The sequence below is a fragment of the Stenotrophomonas sp. GZD-301 genome (assembly GCF_049310345.1).
Classification (GTDB): domain Bacteria; phylum Pseudomonadota; class Gammaproteobacteria; order Xanthomonadales; family Xanthomonadaceae; genus Stenotrophomonas.
In genome coordinates this window covers 1-14,862 of record NZ_JBMOWY010000067.1, presented here as the reverse complement: position 1 = coordinate 14,862, position 14,862 = coordinate 1, and the positions used below count along the sequence as shown (strand labels likewise).

Genomic DNA, 14,862 nt, shown 5'->3' with positions numbered 1-14,862 from the left:
CCCACGAGCCCCCAGGGACGGGTTCACGGCGTGCGCAGCAATGCCCGGCCCGGCCCCCGCCTGCAGGCAGCCCAACCGCCGCCGTTTGCGATGCGTCGGGGCCCCGGCAGCGTGTGCGCCGCGCGTGGCAGGGGGTGCGGGGAGCCGGCCAGCGGCCGGCATTACCGTGCGTGGCGGGATGCCGCCACACCCGTCGTTCCATGCCTTTCGACACAAGCCCGGCCCCCTCGCATCGGGTTAACCTCGGGCGCTTGTCTGACCGGAGAAACCCCCTTGACCACCCGTCTTGCCCTTGCCGTTGCCGTGACCCTTGGTCTGGCCCTGCCCGCCTACTCCGCCGTTGCCGCCACCCCGGCCGCGAACACCGCCCAGCAGGCCAACCCGTTCTTCGCCGACAGCCCGCTGCCGCTGCACTACCCGCAGTTCGACAAGATCAAGGACAGCGACTTCGCCCCCGCCTTCGATGCCGGCATGGCCCAGCAGCTGAAGGAAGTGGCGGCCATCGCCAACAACAAGGCCAAGCCGACCTTCGACAACACCCTCATCGCCCTCGAAAAGAGCGGTGACACCCTGGATCGCGCCACCACCGTCTTCTACAGCCTGGTCGGTGCCGACACCAACGACGTGCGCAAGAAGCTGCAGGCCGACTACTCCGCCCGCTTCGCTGCCCACAGCGACGCCATCGCCCTCGACGGCAAACTGTTCGCGCGCATCCAGACCCTGTACGACACCCGCAGCCAGCTCGGCCTCGACGCCGAAGGCGTGCGCCTCGTCGAAAAGTATTACGACAACTACGTCCGCGCGGGCGCCAAGCTCAGCGACGCCGACAAGACCAAGCTCAAGGCCATGAACGCCGAGCTGGCCAACCTCGGCACCACGTTCAGCCAGAACGTCCAGAACGAAGTGAATGCCTCCGCCGTCGTCGTCGACGACGTCAAGCAGCTCGACGGCCTCTCGGCCGAGCAGATCGCCGCCGCCGCCGAAGCCGCCAAGGCCCGCAAACTGGACGGCAAGTATGTCATCGCCCTGCTCAACACCACCGGCCAGCCGCCGCTGACCAACCTGCGCAACCGCGACCTGCGCCAGAAGATCTACGAAGCGTCCATCACCCGTGGCAGCCGCGGCGGCCAGTTCGACAACACCGCCCTCGTCTCGCGCATCATGCAGCTGCGTGCCGACAAGGCCAAGCTCATGGGCTTCGACAACTTCGCCGCCTACAACCTTACCAACCAGACCGCCAAGACTCCCGAAGCCGTCAACGCCATGCTCGGCCAGCTCGCCCCGGCCGCCGTCGCCAACGCCAAGCGCGAAGCCGCCGACCTGCAGGCCATGATCGACAAGGAACAGAAGGCCGCCGGCAAGCCCACCTTCGCCCTCGAAGCCTGGGACTGGGCGTTCTACAGCGAGAAGGTGCGCCAGGCCAAGTACAACTTCGACGAATCCCAGCTCAAGCCCTACTTCGAAATGAAGAGCGTGCTCGAGAACGGCGTCTTCCACGCCGCCAACCTCGAGTATGGTCTCACCTTCAAGCAGCGCACCGACCTGCCCGTCTACCACGACGACGTCACCGTCTACGACGTCTTCGATGCCGACGGCAGCCAGCTGGCGATCTTCATCTTCGACCCCTACGCCCGCGCCTCCAAGCGTGGCGGCGCCTGGATGAACTCCTACGTCTCCCAGTCCGCGCTGACCGGCTTCAAGCCCGTGGTGGCCAACCACCTCAACATTCCCAAGCCGCCGGCCGGCCAGCCGACCCTGCTGACCTGGGATGAAGTGAGCACCACCTTCCACGAGTTCGGCCACGCCCTGCATGGCATGTTCTCCAACGTGAAGTATCCCTACTTCTCCGGCACCGCCGTGCCGCGTGACTTCGTCGAGTTCCCCTCGCAGGTCAACGAAATGTGGGCCGACAACCCGGTCATCCTCAAGAACTACGCCAAGCACTACCAGAACGGCAGCGCCATGCCGCAGGCACTGCTCGACAAGGTGATCGCCGCCGCCAAGTTCAACCAGGGCTTCGCCACCACCGAATACCTCGGTGCGGCCATGCTCGACCAGCGCTGGCACCAGATCGGCCCGGACCAGGTCCCGGCCGCCAAGGACGTCATGGCCTTCGAGCGCGCCGCGCTGGAGAAGGACGGCATCTACTATGCGCCGGTTCCCCCGCGCTACAAGACCCCGTACTTCAGCCACATCATGGGCGGCTACTCGGCCGGCTACTACGCCTACATCTGGTCCGAAGTGCTCGACGCCAACACCCAGAAGTGGTTCCGCGAGAACGGTGGTCTGAGCCGCAAGAACGGCGACCACTTCCGCGAAACCCTGCTGTCCAAGGGTGGCAGCGTCGATGCGATGGAACTGTTCCGCAACTTCGCCGGGCATGAACCGCAGATCGAGCCGCTGCTCGAAAAGCGTGGCCTGACCGCAGAAAAGAAGTAAAGCGGACGAAGTAAAGCGGACGAAGTAAAGCGGACGAAGTAGAGCGGACTGTTAGTCCGCTGCGCCCTTGATCTGCTGTCTGAAACAAAAACCGCCCGGGAAACCGGGCGGTTTTTCTACAGGCGCGGCTAGCGCGGCGCTATGTACCCGCCCGGCACACCCGTGGGCGACAGCACCAGCTGCCACAGCTGCGCGTGCCGGCAGCGGAAGCTCGCCATCGAACCGGCCAGATAGAAGCGCCACATGCGCCTGAAGCGCTCGTCGTAACGCTGCCCGTCCAGCCGCGGCCAGGCCGCCTCTATGTTGGCGCGCCAGGCCTGCAGCGTGCGGTCGTAATCCGGGCCGAAACCGTGCCAGTCCTCCAGCACGAACAGCCCCTCGCTCGCGGCGGTGATCTGCGCCGCCGAGGGCAGCATCGAATTCGGGAAAATGTACCGTGCGATCCACGGATCGGTGCGGTGGCGCGACACATTCGTGCCGATCGTATGCAGCAGAAACAGCCCCTCGGGCTGCAGGCAGCGCCGGACCATCTCAAAATAACCGCGGTAGTTCTTGTCGCCCACGTGTTCGAACATGCCCACCGACAGGATCGCGTCGAACGTCTCGTCCACGTCGTGGTAGTCCTGCAGGCGGATCTCCACCGGCAGGCCCGCGCACAACCGGCGTGCGTACTCGGCCTGTTCCCGGGAAATGGTGATCCCCACCCCCGAGACGCCATAGCGCTCGGCGGCGAACTTCAGTGCCTCGCCCCAGCCACACCCGATGTCGAGCACACGCTGGCCCGGGCGCAATTGCAGCTTGCGGCAGATCAGATCGAGCTTGGCCTCCTGCGCGGCGTCGAGGTCCTGCGCATCCCGCCAGTAGCCACAGCTGTAGACCAGGCGCCGGCCCAGCATCGCCTCGTACAGATCGTTGCCGAGATCGTAATGGCGCCGGCCAACGTCGAAACTGCCGGCGCCTGCCTGCAGATTGAACAGCCGCGCCTTCAACGCATCGGCCACCTCGCGCCAGCCGTGCACGCGCTCGTCCAGATGCGCCTGCATCAGGCGCACCAGCAGCCCGTCCAGGCTGGCCGCATCCCACTGGCCATCCATGTAGCTTTCGCCCAGCCCCAGCGACCCATGTGCCATCACCCGCGTGTAGAACCGCGGATCGTGCACCTGGATGTCGTGGGGCTGGTCGCCGCCCACCTGGACGCCGGCCTCGTGCAGCAACTCCTGTACGCGTTGTTGCAGGCCAACGTCCATGACGCCTCCGTCAGCCGCGTGCGAACAGGCCCGCGTAGGCGGCGCCGACATGCGGCAGCAGCACGCTGGCAGGCACGTCCACCGACTGGGTACCGTCCGAATACGGACCGACCTGGTACGGCGGGAACACGAACCGCACCGCAGTGATCTTGCCGTCGGTGCCGGTAATCGGCTGGAACTGGCTGAAATTCTCCACGCTTGCATCCGTGCCGTCGGCGATCATCCGGCTGGCGTTGCGCAGCGACTCCTGCATCTGCGCCGGCTCCAGGTCGTCCCCGCTCAGGCGCGTGGCCACGCGCTCGCGCAGCTGGTCGGCCACGTACACGCTCACCGCCTTCCAGCCCTTGGCATCGGCCACCAGCTGGTCGGCCGTCAGCATCTGCTGCTGCTCGGGCAACCACACAAAGCGCGCCACCAGCGGCTCGCCGTGGGCGCCGCCGGTATAGCGGCTGCCGTCGGCACCGACCACCACCAGCTGCGGGGTTTCCAGCAGCTTCTCGAAGCTCAGCGACAGCTCGTACGGCATGGTCGGCTTGTCGTTGCCCAACCCGTCCACGGCCTGCTGCAGTTCACCACGGGCGCTGTCGGCATAGGCGACCAACGCCTTGGCCAGCCCTGGATAACGGGCGAGATCGGGCGGATAGCTGATGCCCACCACCGCCTGCGGCGAGGTCTCGATGACATCGCGCAGCTCCACCGGCGCATCGGCCGGTGCGATGCCGGTGGCCGGCGCGGCCGGGGCGGTATCGGCCACCGGCGCGGCCGGCGGCGGTGTATCGGTATCGCGTTGACAGCCTGCCGCCAGCATCACGGCCAGAGCCAACCCGCTGGCGCGCAGCGCGCGGCGGTTTACTGCGTTGTCCATCCTTACATCCCCTTGTTGTAACCCACCATCATGAGCGGTGTTGCCTGAAGCATGACCGGCTGCTCAACCCGCCAGCAGGTCGTCGTATTCCGTGTGCCGCTGCATGAACGCCTCGGCGTAGGCGCATGCTGGAACCACCTTGAGTTTCTGCTCGCGCGCATAGCGCAGCGCCACCTTGGTCAGCTCACCGGCGATGCCGCGGCCGCCGATCGCCTCGGGCACTTCGGTGTGGGTGATCACCATCCGCTTGCGCCGGTTGCGGGTCTGGATCTGGTAATCCAGCAACGCCAGATGCCCCTGCACCCTCGCCTGGAAGCGATGCTGGACCTCATCGTGCTCCACCTCGTAGGCCAAGCCGGGCGGGGTGACCGAAGCCATGAGCGCTGTCTCCTGCGGCGACTGACGCGATAGTGCGCAGCCGGCCGCCATGATCGCGTGAAGCCTGAACAGGGGCAACCACCGACGCGCTGCGTCACATCCTGCCGCGCGCACCAGCGTCAGCGCGTCGGCACTGCAGCGCCTTTTCGTGGGATGCCGCTAAAGCCTGCCCGGTTCAAGCCGATATAGGGAACGGACAGGGCGTGAAAGCTGGCATGGCTTTTGCGAGACCTGCCTGCCCGACCGCGTTTTATGGAGGCCCTCATGGACAACGCACCGCATTCCCCCGCCCTTCCCGTGGACGCCGACAGCTCGCTGCTGGAAGGCCTGTTCGAGCTCGCCGTCAACGGCCAGACCCAGGGCTGGGAATTCGACCAGATCGACAATGAAGTCTATGCGCGCCTGCTGAGCACCTACGGCGCGGACAGCAAAAAGGCCGCCTGAGCGGCCTCCCGGTTTTCGCGCGTCTCGACCAACGGCCGTGACCTGCCGCGGGGTGCCGGTGATCCCGGTCCCGACAGGTACCGACCGTTGGCCGGCACCCGCCCATCCCCTCCCCACCGATCAGCCCAGCGGGCGGAACGTGGGGTTGCCCAGCTGGCGCAGGAAGTGGTTGAAGATGCTCGGCTGCATCATCAGCATGAACAGCACGCCGAACGCGGCACCGGCCAGGTGCGCGCTGTGGTTGATGCGGTCGCCGCCACGGCGGTCCATCCAGATGCTGTACCCCACATAGAACACGGCATAGATGATCGCCGGCGCCGGAATGAACAGCACGAAGATCACGCTCCACGGGCTGAGCAGGATGAAGGCGAACAGCACCGCCGACACCGCCCCCGACGCGCCCAGACTGAGGTAGTTCGGGTTCTTCTGGTTCTTCAGGTAGCTGGGCAGGATCGACACCACCAGCGCCCCGAGATAGAACGCCGGATAGGTCAGGTAACTGCCGGTGAGCTGCACCATCACCCGTTCGATCTGCCCGCCGAAGAAGAACAGCGTGATCATGTTGAAGGCCAGGTGGCCAAGATCGGCGTGGATGAACCCGTAGGTCACCAGCCGGTCGTACTGGCGGCGGCGGTCCACCGCCGGCGGCCACAGGATCAGGCGATCGGCCAGGGCGCGGTTATTGAACGCCATCCACGACACCAGGACGGTGATGGCGATCAGCAACAGGTTGACGGGGGTCAGGGACATGGGGGTACTCAGGCGGTCCGGTAGTTGTCGACCATACGATAGCGTCGCGCATACCAACCGAAGGCCAACGCCGCCACGAACGCGAAACCGGCGAAGAAGAACATCAGGAAGGCCGCCTCGCTGAGGCCGGTACTGGCGATCTGGTGGGTCACCGTATCGTTGCGCACCGCCGCATTGGACAGCAGTACCCACAGGTTGCCGATGGTGGTGGTCAGGTTCCAGAAGCTCATCACCACGCCCTTCATCGCCTGCGGCGCCTGGCTGTAGGCGAACTCCAGACCGGTTGCCGAGACCAGCACCTCACCGAAGGTCAGCAGCGCGTACGGCAGCATCTGCCAGAAGATCGACATGACGTTGCCGCCGTCCATCATCACCTGGATGCCACCGACCACGATCCAGGCCAGGCCGCTGAAGGCGATACCGGCGGTCATGCGGCGCAGCGCGGTCGGCTCGAAGCCCAAGCGGCGCAGCATCGGGTACAGCACCAGGTTGTTGAACGGAATCAGGATCATCACCAGCAGCGGGTTCAGGGCCTGCATCTGCGAGGCGGTGAACCACGACGGCATCGCCATCTGCTGGCCCTGCAGCACCCAGGTGGACGCCTTCTGGTCGAACAGCGAGAAGAACGGCGTGGTCAGCGCGAAGATCACCAGCACGCGCAGCACCGAGCGCACGCCTTCCACGGCTTCGGCCGGATGCACCGCACGGGCGCGGTCGAGCTGGATCCAGGTACCGCCACCCACGCCGGCCAGCACCAGCACCAGCGCGATGCACAGGCAGATCACGATGCCCAGGCTGCCCACCAGCCCCATCGAGGCCACGGCCAGCACCGCGCCGAGGATGGCCAGGGTACGACCCGGACGGCCCTTGCCCGGCACCTGCGCCGACAGCGCGGTACGCACCACGTTGCCGAACGAATGCGGGTCCTTCGGCGGCAGCGGCACCAGCACGTAGCGCTTGCGGCCCATCCAGAACACGAAGGTGGCCACGAACATCAGGATGCCCGGGATGCCGAACGCCCACTGCGGGCCAAGGTTCTTCAGCGCCAGCGGAATCAGCAGCGAGGCGAACAGCGAGCCGAAGTTGATGATCCAGTAGAAGGCATCGAACACCAGCTTGGCCAGGTGCTTGTTGCTCTGGTCGAACTGGTCGCCCATGAACGAGGCCACCAGCGGCTTGATGCCGCCGGCGCCGAGTGCGATCAGGCCCAGGCCGACGAAGAAGCCTTCGCGGCTGTTCTCGAACACCGCCAGGCAGGCATGGCCGGCGCAGTAGATCAGGCTGAACCACAGGATGGTGTGGTACTTGCCGAAGAACTTGTCGGCCAGCCAGCCGCCCAGCAGCGGGAAGAAGTACACGCCGATCATGAAGCTGTGCATGATGTCCTTGGCCTCGCCGGCCCGGCCATCCGCGGTGATCTCCTGCAGCAGCAGCGAGGTGATCAGGAACTGCACCAGGATGTTGCGCATCCCGTAGAAGCTGAAGCGTTCGCAGGCCTCATTGCCGATGATGTAGGGAATCTGGCGCGGCATCTTTCCCTTGCCAGCGCTGGCGGCTGCGATCGTGCTCATCCTATGGGGCTGTCCTGCGAATACGAAAGGGCGCGAGCTTACCGGAAGCCCCACACCGGCGCACGCTGCGGCCCTACATGACAGCGGCCGGTGAACATGGCAGGCCAATGGCGTCAGATGCTGCCGGAAGTCACGAAGCGTCGACGGACAAAGCGTAAACTTATCGTTATGCGCATGACGTCGACTGCTGTATTGGAACGCTGGCCAGGATGGCTCCTGCTGCTGGCGCTTGTCGTGTCTGCCCCTGCGGCCAGCGCGCGCCAGGCCGAGAGCGGCCCGCGGCTGCTGAAGATCGCCACCCTGGAACTGCCGGCCGCCGACGACGGCCAGTGGCAGCAGCGCCGCGACCAGGTGCTGCAGCTGCTGGAATCCCTGCAGCCGGACGTCATCGCCGTGCAGCGGGTCCTGCAGAGCCAGGGCCGCAACCCGGCCTGCTGGTTGGCCACGCGCCTGCGCTACAGCTGCGACTTCGTCACCGCCGACCCGCCCAGCCAGCCGCTGCGCCACGGCAGCGCCATGCTGACCCGGCTGCCGGTCACCGAAGACGGCGTCACCCTGCTGCACCCGCCCGGCCAGTTCAGCGCCGCCGGCATGATGCGGGTCAAGGTGCAGGAGGAGCTGGTCAACATCTATATCGCGCGGCTGCGCCCGGACCCGGACGAGCCGGACGTGCGCCGCCATCAGACCAGCGACCTGATGACCTGGATCGGCGCCACCTCCGATGGGCTGCCCTCGCTGATTGCCGGCGACTTTTCAGCCGAGGCCGGTGAGCTGGTCCGCACCACGCCGGGCTTCCAGCCGGCGCGGAAGAACCCGGGCGAGCGGGTCGATCCGCCGTCGATGGCCGGCGCGGCGCGCGGCCACGGCCTGGACGTGCTGTTCCAGGTGAAGCATTTCGATGGCCTGCGCCAGGAGAACGTCAGGCTCCCGGCCACCGACGGCGAGACGGGCGCGCTGCGCCTGGGCGTGATGGCCACGCTGCGCCTGCAGGGCGAAACGCTGTAGTTCCCCCGCTCCAAACGACAACGGCCAGGCATCGCTGCCTGGCCGCTGGTCATCCACGCCCTGCAATCAGGCGATGGCATCCTGGTAACGACGCTCGACTTCGTTCCAGTCGACCACGTTGAAGAACGCGCCGATGTATTCCGGGCGACGGTTCTGGTACTTCAGGTAGTACGCGTGCTCCCAGACGTCCAGCGCCAGGATCGGCGTGTTGCCGTCCATCAGCGGGCTGTCCTGGTTGGCGCTGCTTTCGACCACGACCTTCTTGTCCGGGGTGACGCTCAGCCACGCCCAGCCGCTGCCGAAACGGGTCAGCGCGGCCTTGGTGAAGGCATCCTTGAAGGCATCGAAGCCACCCAGCTGCGACTCGATCGCCTTGGCGACGTCACCGACCGGTGCACCGCCGCCGTTCGGCGACATCACGGTCCAGAACAGCGAGTGGTTGGCGTGGCCGCCACCGTTGTTGCGCACCGGACCCTGCAGGTTTTCCGGCAGCGACTTGGTCTTCTTCACCAGCTCTTCGACCGGCAGGTCGGCGAACTCGGTGCCCTCCAACGCCGCGTTGACGTTATTGATGTAGGTCTGGTGGTGCTTGCTGTGGTGGATTTCCATCGTGGCCGCGTCGATGTGCGGCTCGAGCGCGTCGTAGGCGTAGGACAGCTTGGGCAGGGTGTAGGCCATGTGGTTCTCCTGGTAGCTCACTCACCCGGCGAAGACCGGGCGTTGCGGTGTCGATGATGGGGATGGTCAACGAGCATACCAAGGGGCATGTAAAGGATTCTTCGTCGCGCCGGCAGCCCCGCGCGATTGTTATGCAACGGTGACGGCGCAGCGCGGCGGCTCAACCGCCGCCTCATCCGCGATGCAGGCCGATGGCGGTAGAGTACGCGTCACCTTTCCTGCTGCCCTGTCCTCATGCGCAAGCCCCTGCTGCTGTTGCTCGCCATCGTGCTGCTGGTCGGCGGCCTCGCCACCATCAAGCTGGCCCAGCGTCCGCCGCCGCCGCAGTTCGCACCGTCGCTGACCCAGCCGGACGCCGCGCCTGCGCCCGCGTCCGCAACGACGCGACCGCACGATGCGCTGCCGCCGTTCCTGCCGGCCGAAGCGCGACGCACGCTCGCCCTGATCCAGCAGGGCGGCCCCTACCCGCACCGCCAGGACGGCAGCGTGTTCGGCAACCGCGAGCAGCGCCTGCCGCAACGCCCGCGCGGGTACTACCGCGAATACACCGTCGACACCCCGGGCGCCGGCAACCGCGGCGCGCGGCGCATCGTTACCGGCGGCAACCCGCCGGCCGCGTGGTTCTATACCGACGACCACTATGAAACCTTCCGCAGTTTCGACGTACCACCGGCCGGGAGCTGGCAATGACACATGATGGATTCGAGTTGGGCCTGCACGACATCAACAATGCCGGCGTCTACGCCATCGGCAACGACGATGTCGCCCCTCTCTCGGCCGCGATGCGCGACGCCGGCCTGCGCATCTGCCGGATCGACCTGGCCGGCTGCAGCGACAAGCGCACGCTGCTGATGCGCATGGCCGCGCAGCTGGACTTCCCGTCCGGCTTCGGCGGCAACTGGGATGCGCTCACCGACAGCCTGCGCGACCTGCAGTGGCTGCCGGCCAACGGCTATGCGCTGTTCTTCAACGATGCCGACGACCTGCGCGCTGGCGCGGCGGCCGACTTCGACACCCTGCTGGACATCCTCGATGAAGCCAGCGCGCACTGGAGCGGGCAGAACGTGCCGTTCTGGGCGTTCGTGGCGCTGCAGGACGCCGCGGTAGAGCCGTAACAAGGCGAATGCGTTGAGGCCGCGGGCCTCAACGGCTGCCGTTGTCTTCCTGCAGTTCCTTCTTGAACGGGATGTCCGGCGGCGGTCGCGCGACGGCCGGCTGGTCGTTCATGTTCGGATTGGTCAGGCCACAGCCGCCGCCGAACTGCAGCATCGACACCACACACGAGATCTTGGTGCTGGTGCCGGGAATCGGAATCTCCACCGCCTTGATGCCCTTGCGCACCCACTCGGCAAGCAGCGACTCGTTCGGCGCCCAGTACTTGTCGAACGAGGTCGGGGTGTAGTCGTACGGCGGGCGCTTGAGCCAGGTGCCCGACTGCGCGATGCGCTCGCGGCTCCAGCCATCCTTGTCGCCGCCAGGCGCGCCACGCTCGTGGTCGCCCTTGCCGTCATCGCCCGGCACCCGCACGCTGCCGTCGGCATTGAACAGACCGGTCCCGGCCTGGTTGGCCTGCTGCGCGCCGCGCCGCGCGCCATCGCGCGCCTGTGCATCGGCACCCCAGTCATCGCCCCGCTGCGGCGTCGCCCAGCTGCCAGGCTGCGGCGCCAGCTGCGTGCCCGCGCGCGAACTGGCCGGCGCCGACGCGGCCGGGCCATCACGGACCGGTGCGGCGGTGGTCGACGGAGACGACGTGGTCGCGGCACTGGTACTGGTGCCGGCGGCCGCGGCGGTGGGCGCGCTCGGTGCCGGTCGAGGGGCCGCATTGGGAATGCTGCGTTCGCGCACCTCGACGTCCGCCGCCGCACCGCGCACGTTGACCTCGCGCTGCGGCACCGGGGCCATCGCCACCGGCGCGGTCGGTGCCGGCTGCACCTCGCGTTCGCGCACCTGCAGTTCGCGTTGCGGCACGGTGGCCTCCACCCGCGACTGCGGCATCTGCATCGGCACCGGGCGCTCGCTCATCAGGGTCACCTCGCGCTCGCGCACGCTGACCTCCGGAGTGCGGTCGCGCGGCGGCACCGGCATGGCCTGCATCGGCACCGTCGGGCGCGCCACCGGTGTTTCCACCACGGCCACGGTGCGTTCGCGCACGGTCACGTCCTGCGGTTCGCGCGGCACCACACGGACTTCGGTGCGCGGCAGGCTCGGCGGCGGCACCACGAAATCGGTGGTGGCCTCCTGCACGACGGTGGCCTGCAGCGGTTGTTCATTGGCCGGCGTCGCCTCGGCCGGGGGAGCGGGCTCGGCGACCGCCGGTGGCGGCGCGGCGGCCGACGCACTGGCGTCGGTCGGCTCGGCCGCCGGCGACGGTGACAGCGTGGCGGCCTGCGCCGACGCTCCCGCCGCGGTGGCATCGATCTGCGTGGCCGGCGCATTGGCCGCAACGGCTTCGGCGCTGGAGGCGCCACCGCCATCCACGGCGGGTGTGCCCTTCCCGACGAAGGCGACCTGGATGCGGTTGCCTTCGCCGCCCTCCTCCGGATCGACCGGGGTGCGCACCAACGCCACCCACAGCAGCAGCACCGCAAACAGTACGTGCAGCAGCGCACTGATCACCGCCGAGGTCCAACGCATCCAGCGCTGGTCGCGCGGGGCCGGGTCCCAGGTCTGCCAGAACAGGCGGCGCACCGCCTGTACACCGCCCAGCGCCGGCAGGCGACCTGTCGACACGGGCACCGGCCGCTGCAGCATCTCCGTCACGAAGCCGGTGGCGCGCGGCGGGCGCGGCAGCGGCGTCAGCGCACGCAGCCACAGGCCCCAGCCGTATGGCAGGCCCGTGGTTTTTTCCAGGATGCGTTCATCCGGCTGGCGTGCCAGCAACCAGTCGAGAATCTCGTCGGCTCGGCGCAAGGGCACGCAGTGCGGTCAGGCGGCCGTGCCGCGTGGAATGTACGGCGCGTCGCCACTCTCGTGGTCGGTCGCGTCGCGCACCGCGGTAATGCCGGGCACACGTCCCATCAGGGTTTTCTCGATCCCCTGCTTGAGGGTGACATCGGCCATGCCGCAGCCCTGGCAGCCGCCGCCGAAGCGCAGCAGCACCACGCCGTCGGAGGACACTTCCTGCACGGCCACCTTGCCGCCGTGCGAGGCCAGCTGCGGATTGACTTCGTTCTCCACCACCCAGCGCACGCGCTCGACCAGCGAGGCGGCATCGGTGGGCGCCTCGCCCTTGATCTTGGGCGCCTTGATGGTCAGCTGCTGGCTGCCGGCGGCGTTGGCGACGATGTCGATGTCGGCGCCGTCGAGCCAGGCCACGCTGGTGGCATCGACGTACAGGGTGAACCCGTCGCAATCCACCGCCCACTCGTCACCGAGCAGTTGGGTGGGTTCGGCGAATTCCAGCCGCGCGTCGGCGCGCGGCGTGCCGGGATCGACCGCGCTCAGGCGCACGCCCATGCCGGGCACGGCCTCGCGCTCGATCAGCTTGCGGAAGTAGGACTGGGCAGTGTCGGATATCTGGATCATCAGGCTATTCTAGCCAATCGCTCGTTACGCGCTCATTCGGTTTATACACTGAACGGCGCATTGTTCAGACATCTAGAGGTGGAGGATTGCATGGCCGACCTGATTCCCCTGGCCCAGGCCCATTGCGTACCGCGCAAAGGCAGCGACCACAAGCTGGGCGCCGCCCGTGTGGCCGAACTGTTGGCGCAGGTGCCCGGCTGGGAGCTGGCCGAACAGGGCCAGGCCCTGACCCGGACGTTCCGCTTCGATAATTACCACGGCACGATGGCGTTCGTGAATGCCCTGGCCTGGGTAGCCCACCGTGAGGACCACCATCCCGACCTGGGCGTGCATTACGACCGTGCCGTGGTGCGCTTCTCCACCCACGATGTGGGCGGGCTGAGCGAGAACGACTTCATCTGCGCAGCGAAGGCCTCGGCCCTCACGGAGTGACCCCATGAAACTGTCGTCCATCCTGTTGTCCAGCATCGCCGTGGCCGCCCTGGCCGGTTGCAGCAAGCCCGCTGAACCGGCCGCGCCGGTGGCACCGCCCACCGAAGTTGCTGCGGTGAAGACGCCGCCGCCGGAGTACCCGATCGAACTGGCCTGCCAGCACGTCGGCGGCACCAGCACCTTCAAGGTCGTGATCAATGCCGACGGCGCCCCCGCCGAGGTGACCCTGGTCACCGGCAGCGAAAGCGCCCGGCTCGACGAGCTGGCGAAGAAGGCGGTCCAGGCCTGGCAGTTCAAGGCCGCTACCCGCGCCGGCCAGACGGTGTCGACCACCATCCAGGTGCCGGTCAGCTTCACCCCGCCGTTTGTCAAGCCCGACGAATGTTTCTCGGTCGAAGAGCGGCTGCGCCGGGGCGGTTGACCGCCCCACCCCCGCCCCCGGACGCCAGCGCACGCCAGCTCCATCCCCCTGATCACGCACCGCCTGCCCCGCGCGCCGCTTCCGCGGCGTGACGACAACCGGGGGCGACGGCGCGTTGTTACCCGTGCAAAGGATGCTGTAGCGCATGCTGGATATTTCGAGCGAAAACGTATGGGTCGCCCTGCTGGTGACCCTGGCTGCCGGCCTGGCTACCGGGCTGGGCAGCCTGATGGTGCTGTTCTCGCGTCGCCCCAACCCCCGCCTGCTCGCGTTCGGACTGGCCTTCGCCGGCGGCGCGATGGTGTTCGTGTCGCTGACCGAGATCCTCAACAAGGCCATCGCGTCGTTCACCCTGGCCTACGACGCGCGGACCGGCTTCGCCTACGGCACGATGGCCTTCCTGGCCGGCGTGCTGCTGATCGTGGTGATCGATCACCTGATCCCGAACCCGCACGAAAGCCTGGACAAGCAGGACCCGCTGTTCCGTGACAACAACAAGGCCTACATCAAGCGGGTCGGCCTGCTGACCGCGATCGCGATCACCGCGCACAACTTCCCCGAAGGCCTGGCCACGTTCTTCGCCACCCTGGAAAGCCCCTCGGTGGGCATGCCGCTGGCCTTCGCCATCGCCATCCACAACATCCCCGAAGGCATCGCGATTGCCGTTCCGGTGTACTTCGCCACGCAGAACAAGTTCTATGCCTTCGGCGCCAGCCTGCTGTCCGGCCTGGCCGAGCCGGTGGGGGCGGCGATCGGCTACTTCGCCCTGTCGGGCGTGCTCAACCACGCCACCTTCGGCTGGGTGTTCGGCCTGATCGCCGGGGTGATGGTGTTCCTGGCCCTGGACGAACTCCTGCCGGCCGCCAAACGCTACGCCAAGGGCCACGAAACCGTGTACGGCCTGGTGGCCGGCATGGGCAGCCTGGCCATCAGCCTGGTCCTGTTCAAATGGTGAACCTTCTGCCCGGCTGCTTCACGGACCTTGGCGAACAGCGCTCGGGCGGATGCATGGCCTGAGCAGGGCCGGCGTCGGGGGGGGGGGGGGGGGGGGGGGGAGGGAAAACCGCCGACATCGTGTGTTGTTCTCATCTGGACCACAACACACAC

General features: G+C 67.4%; 16 protein-coding genes. 8 read left to right on the top strand and 8 right to left on the bottom strand.

Annotated elements, in window-relative coordinates; translation table 11 throughout:
- Positions 1-273: 273 nt before the first annotated feature.
- Positions 274-2,439, top strand: a complete 2,166-nt coding sequence (locus ACO6VK_RS17335) for a M3 family metallopeptidase (protein ID WP_422509290.1) — start codon at positions 274-276, stop codon at positions 2,437-2,439.
- Positions 2,440-2,567: 128 nt separating this feature from the next.
- Here the strand turns inward: ACO6VK_RS17335 and cfa are convergent, their stop codons facing one another.
- From cfa to ACO6VK_RS17320, 3 genes are all read right to left on the bottom strand, one after another.
- Positions 2,568-3,686, bottom strand: a complete 1,119-nt coding sequence (gene cfa / locus ACO6VK_RS17330) for a cyclopropane fatty acyl phospholipid synthase (protein WP_422509288.1) — start codon at positions 3,684-3,686, stop codon at positions 2,568-2,570.
- Positions 3,687-3,696: 10 nt separating this feature from the next.
- A complete protein-coding gene (locus tag ACO6VK_RS17325; RefSeq protein ID WP_422509286.1) occupies positions 3,697-4,551 on the bottom strand; it encodes a DUF3298 domain-containing protein in 855 nt (284 codons plus the stop codon).
- Positions 4,552-4,614: 63 nt separating this feature from the next.
- Positions 4,615-4,929: a GNAT family N-acetyltransferase gene (locus ACO6VK_RS17320; RefSeq protein WP_422509284.1), complete on the bottom strand. Its 315-nt coding sequence runs from the start codon at positions 4,927-4,929 to the stop codon at positions 4,615-4,617.
- A gap of 264 nt (positions 4,930-5,193) precedes the next feature.
- Here ACO6VK_RS17320 and ACO6VK_RS17315 point away from each other — a divergent pair, with 264 nt between their 5' ends.
- Positions 5,194-5,373 carry a hypothetical protein gene (locus ACO6VK_RS17315; RefSeq protein ID WP_411851472.1) on the top strand — a complete coding sequence of 60 codons (180 nt, stop codon included), beginning with the start codon at positions 5,194-5,196 and terminating at the stop codon, positions 5,371-5,373.
- A gap of 120 nt (positions 5,374-5,493) precedes the next feature.
- Here ACO6VK_RS17315 and ACO6VK_RS17310 read toward each other — a convergent pair whose 3' ends face one another.
- Positions 5,494-6,123 (bottom strand): rhomboid family intramembrane serine protease, encoded by a 630-nt coding sequence (locus ACO6VK_RS17310; protein WP_422509282.1) that lies wholly within the window; start codon positions 6,121-6,123, stop codon positions 5,494-5,496.
- 8 nt (positions 6,124-6,131) lie between these two features.
- A complete protein-coding gene (locus tag ACO6VK_RS17305; protein ID WP_422509280.1) occupies positions 6,132-7,694 on the bottom strand; it encodes an oligopeptide:H+ symporter in 1,563 nt (520 codons plus the stop codon).
- A 174-nt stretch (positions 7,695-7,868) separates the two neighbouring features.
- On the opposite strand from ACO6VK_RS17305, the gene ACO6VK_RS17300 reads away from it, so the two are divergent.
- Entirely contained in the window at positions 7,869-8,699 is an 831-nt protein-coding gene (locus ACO6VK_RS17300; protein WP_422509278.1) for an endonuclease/exonuclease/phosphatase family protein, read from the top strand.
- A gap of 66 nt (positions 8,700-8,765) precedes the next feature.
- Here ACO6VK_RS17300 and ACO6VK_RS17295 read toward each other — a convergent pair whose 3' ends face one another.
- Positions 8,766-9,377 carry a superoxide dismutase gene (locus tag ACO6VK_RS17295; protein WP_422509276.1) on the bottom strand — a complete coding sequence of 204 codons (612 nt, stop codon included), beginning with the start codon at positions 9,375-9,377 and terminating at the stop codon, positions 8,766-8,768.
- 234 nt (positions 9,378-9,611) lie between these two features.
- Between ACO6VK_RS17295 and ACO6VK_RS17290 the strand changes: the two genes are divergently transcribed.
- A complete protein-coding gene (locus ACO6VK_RS17290; RefSeq protein WP_422509272.1) occupies positions 9,612-10,067 on the top strand; it encodes a ribonuclease domain-containing protein in 456 nt (151 codons plus the stop codon).
- Positions 10,064-10,492, top strand: coding sequence for a barstar family protein (locus ACO6VK_RS17285; protein WP_422509270.1), 429 nt, complete (start codon positions 10,064-10,066; stop codon positions 10,490-10,492). Before ACO6VK_RS17290 ends, ACO6VK_RS17285 begins: the two co-directional genes overlap by 4 nt.
- Before the next feature lie 28 nt (positions 10,493-10,520).
- Here ACO6VK_RS17285 and ACO6VK_RS17280 read toward each other — a convergent pair whose 3' ends face one another.
- Both ACO6VK_RS17280 and ACO6VK_RS17275 read right to left on the bottom strand, forming a co-directional pair.
- Entirely contained in the window at positions 10,521-12,293 is a 1,773-nt protein-coding gene (locus ACO6VK_RS17280; RefSeq protein ID WP_422509269.1) for a hypothetical protein, read from the bottom strand.
- A gap of 9 nt (positions 12,294-12,302) precedes the next feature.
- Positions 12,303-12,902, bottom strand: coding sequence for an NfuA family Fe-S biogenesis protein (locus tag ACO6VK_RS17275; RefSeq protein WP_422509267.1), 600 nt, complete (start codon positions 12,900-12,902; stop codon positions 12,303-12,305).
- Between the two features lie 90 nt (positions 12,903-12,992).
- On the opposite strand from ACO6VK_RS17275, the gene ACO6VK_RS17270 reads away from it, so the two are divergent.
- The 3 genes from ACO6VK_RS17270 (at position 12,993) to zupT (ending at position 14,710) form a co-directional block, all read left to right on the top strand.
- Entirely contained in the window at positions 12,993-13,334 is a 342-nt protein-coding gene (locus tag ACO6VK_RS17270) for a 4a-hydroxytetrahydrobiopterin dehydratase (RefSeq protein ID WP_017357207.1), read from the top strand.
- A gap of 4 nt (positions 13,335-13,338) precedes the next feature.
- A complete protein-coding gene (locus ACO6VK_RS17265; RefSeq protein ID WP_422509265.1) occupies positions 13,339-13,755 on the top strand; it encodes an energy transducer TonB in 417 nt (138 codons plus the stop codon).
- Between the two features lie 145 nt (positions 13,756-13,900).
- Positions 13,901-14,710 carry a zinc transporter ZupT gene (zupT, locus tag ACO6VK_RS17260; RefSeq protein WP_422509263.1) on the top strand — a complete coding sequence of 270 codons (810 nt, stop codon included), beginning with the start codon at positions 13,901-13,903 and terminating at the stop codon, positions 14,708-14,710.
- The last annotated feature ends 152 nt before the right edge of the window (positions 14,711-14,862 follow it).